Genomic DNA, 15,792 nt, shown 5'->3' on the forward strand with positions numbered 1-15,792 from the left:
GCTCACCGAGTACCCCATCGGCTACCTCAAGTGGGACCAGCTCACCGAGTACCCCATCGGCTACCTCAAGTGGGACCACAACCGGGACCTGGTCGACGCCGGCCACGGGGGAGCCCCCGGCGTGCACGGACAGACGCGCGCGGTCTACCGGCTGCTCGACGAGCTGCGTGCGCTGCACCCCGGCGTCGAGATCGAGTCCTGCTCGTCCGGCGGCGCGCGGGTGGACCTCGAGATCCTGCAGCGGACCGACCGTGTGTGGGCGAGCGACTGCATCGACGCGCTCGAGCGCCAGCAGATCCAGCGCTGGACCAACCTGCTGATCCCGCTCGAGCTCATCGGCGCGCACATCGGGTCCGGGCACGCCCACAGCACCGGCCGCCGGCACGAGCTGCCGTTCCGGGCGGCGACCGCGCTGTTCGGGCACCTGGGGATCGAGTGGGACCTCCAGGAGGCCGACGACTCCGAGCGGGCCGACCTCGCCGCGTGGATCGCGCTCTACAAGGACCTGCGGCCCCTGCTGCACTCCGGGACGGCCGTGCACGCGGACGCGGTCGATCCCGTGCTGGCCGTGCACGGGGTGGTGGCGCCTGACCGGGCGGACGCGCTGTTCGCGATCGCGATGACGGGCCGGTCGACGAACACCGCCCTGGCGCGCGTGACGCTCCCGGGGCTCGACCCCGACGCGCTCTACGACGTGCGTCCGCAGGCGCCGGGCGACGCGGTCGACCATGCCCCCGCCTGGTGGACCCCGCAGGGCGTGCGGCTGCCGGGCCGCCTGCTGTCGGGTGTGGGCCTCGAGGCGCCGCTGCAGCTGCCGGAGCGCATCGCCCTGGTGCGAGCCACGCGGGTGTGAGACGGGGATGGGGGCAGCCGGACCGGCTGCCCCCATCCGTCACTTCGTCGCGCCCGAGGTGAACCCGTTGTAGATGTACCGCTGCAGGAACAGGAAGAGCACGAGGATCGGGATGATCGTGATGACCACCCCCGCCGAGATGACCTCCCACTGCGAGCCGTACGGCCCCTTGAAGTCGAACAGCGTCGTCGAGATTGGCCGCAGCTCCTTCGAGGGCAGGTAGAGGAACGGCAGGTAGAACTCGTTGTAGATCGCGATGCCCTTGATGATCACGACGGTCGCGATCGCCGGCTTCAGGTTGGGCAGGATGATCTGGAAGAAGATCCGCAGGTGCCCGGCGCCCTCGATCATCGCGGCCTCGTCCAGCGACTTCGGGATCGCCCGGATGAACTGCAGGAAGATGTAGATCGAGATGATGTCGGTGCCCATGAACAGCAGGATCAGCGCGAAGCGGGAGTCGTAGAGGCCCAGCCCGTTGATGATCTGGAAGGTCGCCACCTGCGTCGTGACGCCCGGGACCAGCGTGGCGAGCAGGAACAGCCCGAGCACCGCGGAGCGCCCGGCGAAGCGGAACCGGTCGAGCGCGTACGCGRTGGCCGCACCGATCAGGATCGTGCCGACGATCGCGGCGGCGAAGATGAAGACGGTGTTGCCGAAGGCCGCGAGCATGTTGCCGCGCGTGAACGCCGTGACGTAGTTCTCGACGTTGCCCCAGCTGGCCGGCGGGGTCATCGGTCCCGTCGCGAGGAACTCCTGACCGGTCTTGAACGACCCGAACAGGATGAGGCCGAGGGGCAGCAGCATCGCGATCGACGCGATGACCAGGGAGACGTACTTCGCGGTGCTGGTGGCTGCGCGGATCATGTGAGGTCCACCTCCTCGTCGGGGATCACTCTGCGCTGGATCCAGGTGACGATCAGGACGATGAGCAGGAGCACGACGGCCATCGCCGACGCGAGACCGACCAGGTTGCGGTTGAACGCCATCCAGACCGTGCGGATGACGAACGTCTCGGTGCCGTTGGCGCCGCCCGTCATGACGAACGGGACCTCGAACACCGAGAGCGAGCCGGAGATCGCGAGGATGAGCGACAGGCCGATGATGGGGCGGATCGACGGCAGGATGATGTACCGGAACTGGTGCCACCGGTTGGCGCCGTCGAGGTCCGACGCCTCGTAGATCTCGGAGTTGATCGACTGGATCGCGCCGAGGAACATCACGAAGTTGAGACCCATGTAGCGCCACACGGACACCCCGGCGAGCGAGAAGTTCGCGACGTCGGGGTCTCCGGTCCACTGCTGGACCAGGCTCTCGAGACCGGCCGTCATGAGGACCGTGTCGAGGCCGCCACCCGGCTTGAGGAAGTTGAGGAAGATCAGGCCGATCGCGACGCCGTTGATCRGGTACGGGAAGAACAGGATGCCCTTCCACAGGTTCTTGAACCGGATCTTGAACGACAGGATCGTCGCGAAGTACAGGGCGAGCGCCATCTGCACGAACGAGGCGACGAAGTAGTAGAGCGAGACGTAGAAGACGCGGACGTTGTCCGGGTCCGTGAAGACCTCGACGTAGTTGTCGAAGCCCACGATGTTCTTGGTCTTGTCGAGTCCGTCCCAGTCCGTGGCCGAGTACCAGAACATGTTGATGACGGGGACGAACGTCAGGAGAAGCAGGAGCCCGACAGGGATCAGCAGGAAGTAGTACGGCGTCAGCCGGCGATACCACGCGGTGCCGCGGCCCGCACCGCCCCGGGGCTTCCGGGGGGTGCGGGCCGCGTCGGACTTCTGCGCGGCCGCCGTCGTCGGGTCGGACAGACCCGAAGGAGCGGTCGTCATGGGAGCAGCCTCAGCTTGCCGACGCCCGACCCTCGGCCCACTGGGCGTTGAGGTCGTCGAAGATCTGCTGCTTGGTGCGGGCGCCGGAGCGGGCGTCGTCGATGTTCTTCTGGCGGAACTTCGGGTCCGTCGTGACGATGCCGGACGCGGTGTCGATGTCGGCGAACAGGGACTCCTTGCCCTCGGGCGCGGCGTTCAGCGTGATGAGCTCGACCTCCGCGACGAAGCCCTCGAGGGCCGCCGGGACGGCACCGTCGATCAACGGGGACAGGCCGGCCTGCGACTCCGAGAAACCGGACTCCTTGTTGAACCAGTCGATCCACGCACGCGCGGTCGCCTTGTTCGTCGAGTTCACGTTGATGCCCAGGTTGTAGTCACCGCCCGCGACGGAGTGGAACTTGCCGTCGACCTGGACCGGCGTGGGTGCGTAGGCGATGTCGTCGCCGCTCGCGCCGGCAGCCTCCGCGGCGGCCGCCATCTGCGGGATCGCCCACGAGCCGAGGACCATCGTCGCGACCTCGCCCGTGCCGAGCAGTCGCTTCGACTCCTCCCAGTTGGTCGTCGTCGGGTCGGCCTCCGTCAGGCCCTGCGCGACGGCGTCGTAGACCACGCCGTCGACCACGCCGTAGTCGCTGTCCTCGGTCCACGGGGTGTCCGACTCGACGATCTTGTTCTTCCAGTCGGGGTCGGCCGTGACGGCACCGAGCCAGCCGTCCCACTGCGACAGCGGCCAGCCGTCCTTGTAGTTGGTGTAGAGCGGCGCGATCTCGACGCCGTTGTCCTTGATGGCCTGGAGCGCCGCGAGGAACGCCTCGGGGGTGTCGGGGAACTCGGTGACCCCGGCCTCCTCCCACACGCGCTTGTTGTAGACGAAGCCCTGGACGTTGCCCACCACCGGGATGCCGTACGACTTGCCCTCGAAGGACTTGTCGTTGATCCAGCGGTACTCCTTGCCCAGCTCCTCCTGGTCGCCCAGCGGCTCGAAGAAGTCGCCGAGCTGGTCGGGGGTGACCGAGCCAGGGATGGCGAGCACGTCGCCGTAGTTCTCGGTGTTCATGCGCGTCTTCACCTCCCCCTCGTAGTCGGTGAGGCCCTCGATCTTGACCTCGGTGACCTCGGGGTACGAGGCCTTGAACTCCTCGACGTACGTGTCGAACGTGCCGTCCTCCACGAGGTCGGTACGCCACGTCAGGACGGTGATCTCCCCGGAGGGGGTGCCGTCGTCGTTGGCCTCGTCGTCGCCGCTCCCGCCGCCGGAGCATGCGCTGAGGGCGAGGATCGAGCTGGCGGCCGCGATCGCCATGAGGCGTGTGCGTCGCTTCTGAGGGAACATCGTTGATCCTCTCGTCGTGCCGGCACCTCCGCGTGCCGACCGGGGGTCTGATGAGGCAGAGCGGCCCGGTGTCGAGCCGCTGTGCTCCGTGTGGCATTCTTAGGCAAGTGAACAAAGTAAGTCAACGGGCGTGTCGTGGGCATGGGCGTCCGTTCCCGGATCGTTATGGTGTGCGACGAGGGGGACACCCCATGGAGGAGGACGGGTGAGCGGCTCCCAGCCGGGTCTCGGCGCCGCGCACGCGAGCAGCCGGTCGGCGATCCTCGACCTCATCCGGGCCGCCGGCACGATCAGCCGCGTCGAGCTGACGCGCGCGACCGGTCTCACCGCAGCCACCATCTCCACCGTCGTCCGCCGGCTCATCGACGACGGCCTCGTGCTCGAGGTCGGCCGCGCCGAGTCGACCGGTGGCAAGCCCCGCATGCTCCTGCAGCTGGACCCGTCGGCGCGCTACGCCATCGGCGTCCACCTGGACCACGCCGGCATCACCTACGTCATCGCCAACCTCGGCGGCGCGATCGTCGCCCGCTGGCGTCGGCCGGGCGCGGGCTCGGACGACCCGCGGGAGGTCGTCGCCCGCATCGCCGCGGAGATCCGCACGACCGTCACGCGCGTGGGCGTCGACCCGGCGCGCATCCTCGGGCTCGGTGTCGTCTCGCCCGGTCCCATCTCCGCGTCCACCGGCATGACCCTCACCCCGCCGGTGATGCAGCGCTGGACCGAGTTCCCCCTGGGCGCCGCGCTCGAGGAGGCCATCGGCCTGCCCGTGCTGCTCGACAACGACGCCACCGCAGCGGCGATCGGCGAGTACTGGTCGGGCGGCATCTCGACCGGCTCGGCGTTCGCCGCGCTCTACATGGGCACCGGGATCGGCGCGGGGATCCTCGTCGACGGCACGGTGTACCGGGGCTCCAGCTCGAACGCCGGGGAGGTCGGGCACATCTGCGTCGACCTCGACGGCCCGGAGTGCTGGTGCGGCAACCGCGGGTGCGTCGAGGCGCTGGCCGGACCGGCCGCGGTGGTCGCGGCCGCCCGGGACGCGGGCCTCGAGCTCGCCGGCCGGAACGTCGCGGAGAACTTCGGCTCCCTCGCGCGCGCCGCGAGCCGGGGCGAGGCCCTCCCTATGGAGCTCCTGCAGCGGTCGGCGCGCTACCTCGGGGTCGCCGCGCAGACGCTCGCCAACGTGCTCGACCTCGAGCTCGTCATCCTCACCGGACCCGCGTTCGCGCTGGCGGGGTCGCTGTACCTGCCCGAGATCGAGCGTCGGCTGGGGCAGTCGTTCTTCGCCCGCGGCAGCCACCCGGTGCGGGTGGTCATCTCCTCGAACGCCCCCGAGGCCGCGGCCGTCGGAGCCGCTGCGCTGGTGCTGCAGAGCGAGCTGGCACCGCGGCAGGTGGGCGTGCGGATGCCGCTGGAGCTGCCGCTCGAGGTCACCGCGGGCTGATCAGCTGGTCAGACGCTCGAGCCCCGCGATCGGGATCGGGAGCCACGTCGGCCGGTTGCGGGACTCGTACACGGCCTCGTAGAGCGTCTTGTCCAGCTCCAGCGCGCGCAGGAGCGTCTGGTCCCCGCCGCCGTACCCGCGCAGCAGGCCGGCGCGGGCGTCGGCCGTCCAGCCTGCGGCGTCGGCACCCGTCAGCCCGCCGACGGCCGCGGCGTAGTCGATCGAGCGCAGCAGCCCGGCGACGTCCCGCAGGGCGAGGTCAGGGCGCGTCCGCTGGGCGAGGGGCGCGAGGGGCTCACCCTCGAAGTCCATGATGAACCAGGCGTCGTGCGACCGGAGCACCTGGCCGAGGTGCAGGTCGCCGTGGACGCGCTGGCGCGGTGGTGCCGACGAGAGCGCGCGGACCTCGGCGACGACGGCCGCGACACCGTCCGCGAAGCGCGCCAGGGCCGGCACGGCGGACAGCGCCCAGGAGTACCGGGCGGCCACCGCGCGGGCCACCTCCTCGGGGCCCTGGTCGGTGTCCTCGACGCCGTAGGCCGTCACGAGCGCGTCGTGCATCGTGGCGGTGATCGCACCCAGCTCGTCGGCCAGCTCGGCGAACGAGTCGCCGCGGCCCGCGTAGGCGCAGGCCAGCTCGAAGCCGTCCTCGGCCGCGTCGACGAACGCGGCGAGCACCCCGAGGTAGCCGGTCACCGGCTCGCCGTCGTGACCGGGCCACTCGGCCTGCAGCCAGGCCAGCGGCGCGGGGACGTGCTCCCACCCGACGTCGACCAGGTGGCGCGGGACGTCGACGTCGGGGTTCTCGCCCGGCGCGACCGCGCGCAGCACCTTGAGGATGCCCGGCCGTGCGCCCGGCAGGATCACCGAGGTGTTGGACTGCTCGCCGGAGACGAGCCGGGCCGCGGACACGTCGACGTCGGCCCCCGGACCGTCCGCGGCGGCGAGCCACGCGCGCAGGAACGCCGGGTGGTGCGCGCCGTCCAGGACGGTGCGACCGTCCAGCGTGCCGAGCGCGTCGGGGGAGGGCTCGTCCGTGAGGACCAGCGGCACCTGCAGGACCGCGTCGATCGATCCCGCCCGGACGCGGACCAGCAGGACGGTCACGTCGGGGGCGAACGGGAGGGACGCCACCGCCGACAGCTCCGCGACCTGACCCTTGGCGGGGAACCAGCGGCGGGTGGGCAGCCACTGGCGCAGCACGTCCAGCAGGCGCGCGGCGTCGGGCGAGGTGCGGGCGGTCAGGCTCACGGGGCGGTCAGCTCCAGCCAGTAGAAGTCGCGCGACCCGAGCGTGAACGACGCGGTGCCGTCGGGCCGGATCGAGGCGAACGGCGCCCCGCCGAACACGTCGTGCACCGACCAGCCGGCGCGGTCCTTCAGGGTCACCGTGGCAGCGCGCGCGGTGGACGCCATGTTGGCCACGACGAGGATCGTCTCGTCGGCCGTGCGCCGGCAGAACGCCAGCACCGAGTCGTTGTCGCAGGCCAGCACCTCGAAGTCGCCGGCGCCGAGCGCCGGGTGCTGACGCCGCACGGTGAGCATGCCGTGCACCCAGTGCAGCAGGGACGTCGGCTGCGCCAGCTGGGCCTCGACGTTGGTGTGGCTGAAGTGGTGCACCAGCGACTGGACCAGCGGGAGGTAGAGCTTGCCCGGGTCGGCGGTGGAGAAGCCGGCGTTGCGGTCCGGCGTCCACTGCATCGGCGTGCGGACGGAGTCGCGGTCGGGCAGCCAGATGTTGTCGCCCATGCCGATCTCGTCGCCGTAGTACAGGCAGGGGCTGCCGGGCAGGCTGAGCAGCAGGGCGTGCGCGAGCTCGATCTCCTTGCGGGAGTTGTCCAGCAGCGGGGCCAGGCGGCGGCGGATCCCGACGTTGGCGCGCATCCGCGAGTCCGGCGCGAACCAGCCGTACATCGACGCGCGCTCCTCGGTGGAGACCATCTCGAGCGTGAGCTCGTCGTGGTTGCGCAGGAACGTGCTCCACTGGGCGCCGTTGTTCGGGATCGGCGGGGTGTCGGCCAGGATGTCGATGATCTGCGTCGCCCGCTGGTCGCGGATCGAGTAGTAGATCCGGGGCATCACCGGGAAGTGGAAGCACATGTGGCACTCCGGCTCCTCCTCGGTGCCGAAGTAGTGCACGACGTCCTCGGGCCACTGGTTGGCCTCGGCCAGCATGATCCGGCMCGGGAACTCCTCGTCGATCATCTTGCGGACCTTGCGCAGGAACGCGTGCGTCTCGGGGAGGTTCTCGCAGTTGGTGCCCTCGGCCTCGAACAGGTACGGCACCGCGTCGAGGCGGAACCCGTCGACGCCGATGCCCAGCCAGTACCGCCCGACGTCCATCATCGCCTCGACGACGCGCGGGTTCTCGAAGTTCAGGTCGGGCTGGTGGCCGAAGAACCGGTGCCAGAAGAACTGCCGCCGCACGGGGTCGAAGGTCCAGTTGGACGTCTCGGTGTCGACGAAGATGATGCGGGCGTCCGGGTACTTGGTGTTGTCGTCGCTCCACACGTAGAAGTCGCCGTACGGACCCTCGGGGTCCGAGCGGGACGCCTGGAACCACGGGTGCTGGTCGCTGGTGTGGTTCATCACCAGGTCGACGACGATCCGCATGCCGCGCGCGTGCACCTGCTCGATGAGCTCGGTGAAGTCGGCCATCGTGCCGTACTGCCCGGCGATCGCGGTGTAGTCGGCCACGTCGTAGCCGCCGTCGCGCAGGGGGCTCGGATAGAACGGCGGCAGCCAGAGGCAGTCGATGCCGAGCCACTGCAGGTAGTCGAGCCGGTCGATGAGGCCGCGCAGGTCGCCGCTGCCCTGGCCGGACGAGTCGGAGAACGTGCGGAGCATGACCTCGTAGAACACCGCGGTCCGGTACCACTCGCGATCCTCCGTGAGACCCCCGGGGGATTCGACGGGGTGCGGCATCGCGGGCAGACGGTGGCCGGGCAGCACGATCTGCGCGGTGGTGGGCGCGGGCTCGCGGGCGTGCCGACCGGTGGGAGGCGTCTCGGTCACGGTGCCACCAGGTTGACCACGTGGGCGGCCCGGATCATCGGGTCGAGCCGGACGAACACCGACGGGCCCCAGTCGTAGGTCTCGTCCGACAGGACGTCGTGCGCGACCACCGGCCGGTTCGGGTCGAGGCCGTACRCGTGCAGGTCGAGCTGCACAGAGCCCTCCCGTGCGTTCCACGGGTCGAGGTTGACGATGACGACGATGGTGTCGGCCCGGCCGGTCGGGGAGTGCTCGGCGTCCAGGTGCTTGGAGAACGCGACGAGCGCGTCGTCCGACGTCGGGAGCACCTTGAGGTTCCGCAGCTGTTGCAGGGCCGGGTGCGTGTGCCGCAGCTCGTTCAGGCGGCCCAGCAGCAGGTTGATGCCGATGGCGTCGGCCTTGGACCAGTCGCGCGGCTTGAACTCGTACTTCTCGTTGTCGATCTGCTCGTCGACCCCGGGCCGCGGCACGTCCTCGACCAGCTCGTAGCCGGAGTAGATGCCCCAGGTCGGGGCGCCCAGGGCGGCCAGCACCGCGCGCACGGCGAACCCGCGGACGCCCGTGGCCTGCAGGTACGGCGGCAGGATGTCGTGCGTGGTCGGCCAGAAGCTGGGCCGCATCCACGCGCCCTGCTCGCCCGAGACCTCCGCGAGGTACTCGTCGATCTCGTCCTTGGTGTTCCGCCAGGTGAAGTACGTGTACGACTGGTGGAACCCGATCTTGGCCAGGGTCTGCATCATGGCCGGCCGCGTGAACGCCTCGGACAGGAAGATGACGTCGGGGTGGTCGGCCCGCACGGACCGCAGGATCCGCTCCCAGAAGTCGAGCGGCTTGGTGTGCGGGTTGTCGACGCGGAACAGGGTGACCCCGTGGTCGATCCACACCTGCAGGACCCGGCGGATCTCGGTGTAGATGCCCTCGGGGTCGTTGTCGAAGTTCAGCGGGTAGATGTCCTGGTACTTCTTCGGCGGGTTCTCCGCGTACGCGATCGTCCCGTCGGCCCGCGTGGTGAACCACTCCGGGTGCGAGGTCACCCACGGGTGGTCGGGCGAGCACTGCAGCGCGATGTCCAGGGCCACCTCCATCCCGTGGCCCCGGGCGGCGGCGACGAAGGCGTCGAAGTCCTCGAAGGTGCCCAGCGAGGGCTCGATGGCGTCGTGCCCGCCGGCGGGGGAGCCGATGGCGTACGGCGAGCCCGGGTCGCCCAGGTCCGCGAACAGCGAGTTGTTGGGGCCCTTGCGGTACTTCTCGCCGATCGGGTGCACGGGGGTCAGGTAGACCACGTCGAAGCCCATGCCGGCGATGCGGGGCAGGTCGAGCGCGGCGGTGCGCAGCGTGCCGGAGTGCCACTTGCCGATCTCGGGGTCGTACCTGGCGCCCTGCGAGCGGGGGAAGAGCTCGTACCAGGACCCGGCGAGGGCGAGCGGACGGTCGACGACCAGCGGGTACGCCGCCGACCGCGTCACGGACTCCCGCAGCGGGTGCGCGGCCAGTGCCGCGTGCACCTGTGCCGACAGCCCGGCGGAGAGCCGGTCGCGCGGGGTGTCGCGGATGTCGCGCAGGCCGATCACCGCGTCCGTGAGCACGCGGGCGGCCGCCCGGGGCATCGCGTCCTTGCCGGTGCGGGCCGCCGCGCGCTCGAGCAGGAGGGCGCCCTCGGCGAGCATGAGCTCGACGTCCACCCCGGCCTCGACCTTGATGGTGGCGTCGTGCACCCAGGTGCCGTACGGGTCCGACCAGCCCTCGACGCGGAACGTCCACTCGCCGGTGCTCGTCGGGACGAGGCGGGCCTCGAAGCGGTCCAGGCCGGGCGCGATGTCGACCATGCGGGCGCTCGCGCGGTCGACGCCGGCGGGGTCGGTGAGCACCGCGGTGGCCGCCACGGCGTCGTGCCCCTCGCGGAACACCGTGGCTCGGACGGGCACGGCTTCACCGACGACGGCCTTCGCCGGGAACCGTCCGGCTTCCGCGACCGGGGAGACATCGACGACGGGAATGCGGCCGACGGAGGTGCCCAGGGGCACGGGGCTGATCGTCACGCTCCCGAACCTATCCGTTGGTCCAGGTCGGGGGCATCCGCAGCGCCGACTACGCGCCGAGCGCGCGGCCCACCGTCCGACCCGTGAACAGGCAGCCGCCCAGGAACGTCCCCTCCAGCGCGCGGTGGCCGTGCACGCCACCGCCGCCGAAACCGGAGGCCTCGCCCACGGCCCACAGGCCCGGGAGCACCTCGCCGTCGGGGCGCAGGACGCGACCTTCGAGGTCGGTGTGCAGCCCGCCCAGGGTCTTGCGGGTGAGCACCGAGAGCCGCACGGCGAGCAGCGGCCCGTGCTCGGGGTCGAGCAGCCGGTGCGGCTTGGCCACGCGGATGAGCTTGTCGACGACATACCGGCGGGCCATCGCGGTGGCCACCACCTGGGAGTCCTTGCCGAGGCCGGTCTCCACCTGGCGGTCCCGCGCGACGATCGTCCGCTCCAGCGCGTCCGCGTCGATCCGGCCGGTGCCCGACAGCGCGTTCATCTTGGCGGCCAGCTCCGCGGGCGTGTCCGCCCAGAGGAACTCGTCGGACTTCTCCGCGAAGGCCTCGACCGGCCCGACCGCACCGGGCTTCACGCGCTCCAGCAGCAGCGACACGTCCTTGCCGGTCAGGTCCGGGTTCTGCTCCGAGCCGGACAGCGCGAACTCCTGGCCGAGGATGGTCTTGTCCAGCACGAACCAGGAGTGGTCGTCGCCGCGCTCGGTGACATGCCGCAGCGCGCCGAGCGAGTCGAAGCCGGGGAACAGCGGGGCGGGGAGGCGGTGCCCGTCGGCGTCGAGCCACAGGCTGCTCGGCCCGGCGAGGATCCGGATGCCGTGCTGCGACCACACCGGCGAGTGGTTGGTGATGCCTTCGGGGTAGTGCCACATGCGGTCCTCGTGCACGACGGCCGCGCCGGACGCCTTCGCGGCGGCGATGCCGGAGCCGTCCACGTGGTCCGGCACCCCGGCGAGCATCCGCGCGGGCAGCCGGCCGGCCGAGGCCGGCCACGTCGAGCGCACCAGGTCGTGGTTGGCGCCGATGCCCCCGGTGGCGACGACGACGGCGGCCGCGAAGATCTCGAACGGCGCAGCCACCTCGCGGGAGCTGGGCACCGCGCGCGCCACGGGGTCCGCGACGAGCACGTCACCCCGCACGCCGGTGACCCGGCCGTCGGTCGTCACCAGGTCGGTCACCTTGTGCCGGAACCGCACGTCCACCAGGCCGTCGCGGCGGGCGTCGAGCAGGGCGCGGACGAACGGCTCCAGGATGCCCGGCCCGGTGCCCCAGGTGATGTGGAACCGCGGGACCGAGTTCCCGTGCCCGTCGGCCAGGTACCCGCCCCGCTCGGTCCACTGGACCAGCGGGAACCAGCGGACGCCCTTGGCGTGCAGCCACGACCGCAGGTCACCGGCGGCGAAGTCGACGAAGCCCTCGGCCCACGCGCGGCCCCACCGGTCGGAGCCGTCGGCCGCGAAGTCGGCGGACCCCAGCCAGTCGGCGAGCGCCAGCTCCGCGGAGTCCTTGACGCCGAGGCGCCGTTGCTCGGGGGAGTCGACGAGGAACAGGCCACCGAACGACCAGAACGCCTGCCCGCCCAGGCTCGCGGCAGGCTCCGCGTCCAGGAGCGTGACCCGGCGCCCGGCGGCGACCAGCTCGGCGGTGGCGACGAGCCCGGCCAGGCCCGCGCCGACGACCACGACATCGGAGTGCGTCATGGTGGGCAACTCTACGATCCGTGTCGTGACCTATGTGCTGAGCGACGACGTCGACCGCGTGGACCGGGACGCGGTCTGGCGCCTGCTGTCCACCGAGGCGTACTGGGGGCGGTGGCGCAGCCGCGACGACGTCGAGCGCCAGATCGACGGCGCGTGGCGGGTGGTCGGCGTCTACGTCGAGTCCACGGGGGAGCTCGTCGGGTTCGCCCGCGCGGTGTCCGACGCCGTCGCCTTCGCCTATCTGGCGGACGTCATCGTCGACCCCGCCCACCGGGGAGCCGGGCTCGGCCGGCGGATCGTCGCCACCATGGTCGACGAGGGACCGGGCGCCGACTTCCGCTGGACCTTGTTCACCGGCGACGCCCACGGCCTGTACCGGGAGTACGGCTTCGCAGAGCCGGACGAGACCGCGATGGTCCGCCCGGGCCGTCAGGGCTGAACGAGCACGTACACCCGCAGGCTGAGCGCCTCGACGACCGTGGCCTCCCCGGGCTCGGCGTGCAGGCTGCCCTCGATCGCCGCCGCGCGCTCCTCCGCGGGGTTCTCCCAGACGGAGTCCCACGCCAGGCGCCACCGGCCGCCGTGGTCGTCGGCCAGGATCAGGTGCACCGCGTCGAGCGAGCCGTTGATGACCAGGAGCACGGTGTCCCGCTCGGGCAGCGGCGCGGTGCGCACCATCTGGAGTGTGCGGACGGACGGGTCGTGCCACCGGTCGTGGTCGAACGGCAGACCGAACGAGTCGAACCAGGCGAGGTCCGGGCGCTGGCCGGGCACCGCGGGCCGGCCCGAGTAGAACTTCTCGGTGCGGAGCGCGGGGTGCTCGCGGCGCAGCAGGAGCAGCCAGCGCGCGGTGGCCAGCATGTCCTTGCGCCACGGGGTCAGGTCCCAGTGCACCCAGGACATCTCGTTGTCCTGGCAGTAGGCGTTGTTGTTGCCCCGCTGCGTCCGCCCCATCTCGTCGCCCGCCGTGATCATCGGCGTGCCGGCCGCCAGCACGAGCGTGGCGAACAGGTTGCGGATCGAGCGCCGGCGCAGGGGCACGATGTCGACCGCGGGGGAGTCCGGCCCCACGCGGCCCTCGATCCCGTGGTTCCAGGACCGGTTGTCGTCGCTGCCGTCGCGGTTCTGCTCGCCGTTGGCCGCGTTGTGCTTGTGGTCGTAGGCCGCCAGGTCGGCGAGCGTGAACCCGTCGTGCGCGGTGACGTAGTTGACCGACGCACCCGGTCMGCGCACCAGCGGTGGGTCGCTGTGGCCGAACAGGTCGACCGAGCCCGACAGGCGGGTGGCCAGGTCCCGGACGCGGTGGCCCGGCAGACCGTGTGCGGCGCGGCCGGGGTCGGCCAGCCAGAACGACCGGGCGGCGTTGCGGAACCGGTCGTTCCACTCCGCGAACGGGACGGGGAACTGCCCGGTGCGCCACCCGCCGGGGCCGACGTCCCAGGGCTCCGCGACGAGCTTGAGGCCGTGCAGCGAGGGGTCGGTGGCCATCGCGACCAGCGCGGCATGGTCGGGCGAGAAGCCGGACGGGTCGCGGCCCAGCGTCACGGCGAGGTCGAACCGGAACCCGTCGACGCCGACGACGTCCGCCCAGTACCGCAGCGAGTCCAGCGTCATCCGGACCACCTCGGCCCGGCGGAAGTCCAGCGAGTTCCCGGTGCCCGTGACGTCCGCCAGCGCGGCCGGCGCCCCGCCGTCGTGCGCGTAGTAGGTGGCGTTGTCGAGCCCGCGCCACGACAGGTGCTGGCCGGGCAGGCCGCCCTCGCAGGTGTGGTTGTAGACGACGTCGAGGAGCACCTCGAGCCCGGACTCGTGCAGGGCGTGCACCGCGCCGCGCAGCTCGGCGAGCACGGCCGCCGGGCCGGCAGCCTGTGCGGCGGCCGTCGCGAACGCCGCGTGCGGGGCGAAGAAGCCCAGCGTGCTGTAGCCCCAGTAGTTGGTCAGGCCCTTGGCGACCAGGTGCGGCTCGGAGGAGAACGCGTGCACCGGGAGCAGCTCGACGGCGGTGACGCCCAGGCCGAGCAGGTGGTCGACGACCGCCGGGTGCGCCAGGCCCGCGTAGGTGCCGCGCAGCTCCTCCGGCAGCCGGTCGTCGAGCATGGTCAGGCCCCGGACGTGGGCCTCGTAGACCACCGTGTGCGACCACGGGGTCCACGGCCGGTTGGTGGTGGGGTCCGGACCGGGCAGGTCGCGGGTGTCGACGACCACCGAGTACGGCACGTGGCCCGCCGAGTCACGCGGGTCGGCCGGGCCGTACGGGTCGCCCGCCAGGTCGAGGCCGACCACGTGGCCGTACGTCTGCGGCGTGTGCGCGACCTCGCCGTCGAGACCGCGGGCGTACGGGTCGACCAGCAGCTTGGCCGGGTTGTAGCGCAGGCCGGCCGCGGGCTCCCACGGGCCGTGCGCGCGGAACCCGTACCGCTGGCCGGCACGGACGCCGGGGACGGAGGCGCTGAACACGCCGTGCAGCGGGTCGCCGAGCGGGATGCGTCGCTCGGTCTGACCGTCGAACAGGCACAGGTCGACCCTCGTGGCGTGGGCCGCGTAGACGGCGACATCGACGCCCGTCTCGGTCACGTGCACACCGAGGCGGGGCGCTCGGCGGCGCAAGGAGGGCGGGGTCACCCGCACATTGTGCGGGACACAACCCCACACGTGTCGGGTGTCTCCGCCCCTGGACCGGTGTCGGCCGCGTCCGGGACGGGCGGTAACGTTCCGCGGGTGAGGATCGTCGTCTGCGTGAAGCATGTCCCTGACATCCAGTCCGAGCGGGCCCTGGGCCCCGACGGTCGCGTGGTCCGCGACGGCGGGGACGGCACGATCAACGAGCTGGACGAGAACGCCGTCGAGGCGGCGCTGACGCTGGTCGAGGCGAGCGAGGGATCGGTCGTCGCCCTGACCGTGGGTCCCRACGACGCCGCCGACGCGGTCCGCCGCGGCCTGCAGCTGGGTGCCGACGAGGCGGTCCACGTGGTCGACGACGCGATCGCCGGCTCGGACRTCATCGGCACCGCCCGCGTGCTCGCCGCGGCGATCCGGCACCTGGACGCCCAGGAGCACGTCGACCTGGTGATCACCGGCATGGCGGGCCTGGACGGGTTGACCTCGCTCCTGCCGACCGCGCTCGCCGAGCTGCTGGACCTGCCGGCCCTCCCGCTCGCCGCCGAGCTCACCGTCGACGGCGGCACCGTGCGGGTCCGTCGCAACCTCGACCACGCGTCCGAGGTGCTCGAGGCCCCGCTGCCCGCGCTCGTCTCCGTGACGGACCAGGCCAACGAGCCGCGCTACCCCAACTTCAAGGGCATCATGGCGGCCCGCAAGAAGCCGATCACCACCCTGACGTTGGCGGACCTGGAGGTCGACGCGTCGCGCGTCGGCGCCCCGGGCGCGCGCACCGAGGTGCTCGAGGCCGCCGCCCGCCCGCCCCGCGACAACCGCGTGCTGGTCACGGACACGGGCGACGCCGGGGTCCGGCTCGCCGCGTACCTCGTCGACAACCAGCTCGTCTGACCCGGCTCTCGAAGAACAGAGGATCGCCGCCGTGACCGCACCCGTGCTCGTGCTCGTCGACCACACCGAGGGCGGAGCCGTCCGCGCCCCCG

12 protein-coding genes are annotated in these 15,792 nt (G+C 71.8%); 4 read left to right on the forward strand and 8 right to left on the reverse strand.

Features of this window, described 5'->3' with window-relative positions:
* Positions 1–853 (forward strand): alpha-galactosidase (locus AC1DUQ_RS04665; RefSeq protein ID WP_477073452.1); only part of this gene is annotated, 853 nt, incomplete at its 5' end.
* Positions 854–892: 39 nt separating this feature from the next.
* On the opposite strand, the gene AC1DUQ_RS04670 is transcribed toward AC1DUQ_RS04665, so the two are convergent.
* Genes AC1DUQ_RS04670 through AC1DUQ_RS04680 form a run of 3 tightly spaced genes read right to left on the reverse strand, consistent with a single transcriptional unit; the run spans position 893 to position 4,021 of the window.
* Positions 893–1,717: a carbohydrate ABC transporter permease gene (locus AC1DUQ_RS04670; protein WP_477073453.1), complete on the reverse strand. Its 825-nt coding sequence runs from the start codon at positions 1,715–1,717 to the stop codon at positions 893–895.
* Positions 1,714–2,688, reverse strand: a complete 975-nt coding sequence (locus tag AC1DUQ_RS04675) for a carbohydrate ABC transporter permease (RefSeq protein WP_477073454.1) — start codon at positions 2,686–2,688, stop codon at positions 1,714–1,716. Before AC1DUQ_RS04675 ends, AC1DUQ_RS04670 begins: the two co-directional genes overlap by 4 nt.
* A gap of 10 nt (positions 2,689–2,698) precedes the next feature.
* Positions 2,699–4,021 carry an ABC transporter substrate-binding protein gene (locus AC1DUQ_RS04680; RefSeq protein WP_477060429.1) on the reverse strand — a complete coding sequence of 441 codons (1,323 nt, stop codon included), beginning with the start codon at positions 4,019–4,021 and terminating at the stop codon, positions 2,699–2,701.
* A 205-nt stretch (positions 4,022–4,226) separates the two neighbouring features.
* Between AC1DUQ_RS04680 and AC1DUQ_RS04685 the strand changes: the two genes are divergently transcribed.
* A complete protein-coding gene (locus tag AC1DUQ_RS04685) occupies positions 4,227–5,465 on the forward strand; it encodes an ROK family transcriptional regulator (protein WP_477060430.1) in 1,239 nt (412 codons plus the stop codon).
* On the opposite strand, the gene AC1DUQ_RS04690 is transcribed toward AC1DUQ_RS04685, so the two are convergent.
* The 4 genes from AC1DUQ_RS04690 to AC1DUQ_RS04705 all read right to left on the reverse strand — a co-directional run bounded on the left by AC1DUQ_RS04690 (position 5,466) and on the right by AC1DUQ_RS04705 (position 12,193).
* Entirely contained in the window at positions 5,466–6,716 is a 1,251-nt protein-coding gene (locus AC1DUQ_RS04690; RefSeq protein ID WP_477060431.1) for a maltokinase N-terminal cap-like domain-containing protein, read from the reverse strand.
* Positions 6,713–8,389: a maltose alpha-D-glucosyltransferase gene (treS, locus tag AC1DUQ_RS04695; RefSeq protein ID WP_477073457.1), complete on the reverse strand. Its 1,677-nt coding sequence runs from the start codon at positions 8,387–8,389 to the stop codon at positions 6,713–6,715. Before treS ends, AC1DUQ_RS04690 begins: the two co-directional genes overlap by 4 nt.
* An 86-nt stretch (positions 8,390–8,475) precedes the next feature.
* Entirely contained in the window at positions 8,476–10,491 is a 2,016-nt protein-coding gene (locus AC1DUQ_RS04700) for an alpha-1,4-glucan--maltose-1-phosphate maltosyltransferase (protein WP_477073458.1), read from the reverse strand.
* A gap of 55 nt (positions 10,492–10,546) precedes the next feature.
* Positions 10,547–12,193: an FAD-binding dehydrogenase gene (locus AC1DUQ_RS04705; RefSeq protein ID WP_477060433.1), complete on the reverse strand. Its 1,647-nt coding sequence runs from the start codon at positions 12,191–12,193 to the stop codon at positions 10,547–10,549.
* A 25-nt stretch (positions 12,194–12,218) separates the two neighbouring features.
* On the opposite strand from AC1DUQ_RS04705, the gene AC1DUQ_RS04710 reads away from it, so the two are divergent.
* Complete coding sequence (locus tag AC1DUQ_RS04710) at positions 12,219–12,632, forward strand: GNAT family N-acetyltransferase (protein WP_477060434.1); 414 nt, start codon at positions 12,219–12,221, stop codon at positions 12,630–12,632.
* On the opposite strand, the gene glgX is transcribed toward AC1DUQ_RS04710, so the two are convergent.
* Positions 12,623–14,815, reverse strand: a complete 2,193-nt coding sequence (gene glgX, locus AC1DUQ_RS04715) for a glycogen debranching protein GlgX (protein WP_477073455.1) — start codon at positions 14,813–14,815, stop codon at positions 12,623–12,625. The genes AC1DUQ_RS04710 and glgX overlap by 10 nt on opposite strands.
* A gap of 96 nt (positions 14,816–14,911) precedes the next feature.
* Here glgX and AC1DUQ_RS04720 point away from each other — a divergent pair, with 96 nt between their 5' ends.
* Positions 14,912–15,700 carry an electron transfer flavoprotein subunit beta/FixA family protein gene (locus AC1DUQ_RS04720; RefSeq protein ID WP_477073456.1) on the forward strand — a complete coding sequence of 263 codons (789 nt, stop codon included), beginning with the start codon at positions 14,912–14,914 and terminating at the stop codon, positions 15,698–15,700.
* Positions 15,701–15,792: the final 92 nt, after the last annotated feature.

The sequence above is a fragment of the Cellulomonas sp. P4_B5_2 genome, from assembly GCF_056402235.1.

Coding starts and splice junctions, on each gene's coding strand:
- AC1DUQ_RS04680 (WP_477060429.1), bottom strand. CDS start 4,021: ATGTTCCCTCAGAAGCGACGCACACGCCTCATGGCGATCGCGGCCGCC.
- AC1DUQ_RS04705 (WP_477060433.1), bottom strand. CDS start 12,193: ATGACGCACTCCGATGTCGTGGTCGTCGGCGCGGGCCTGGCCGGGCTC.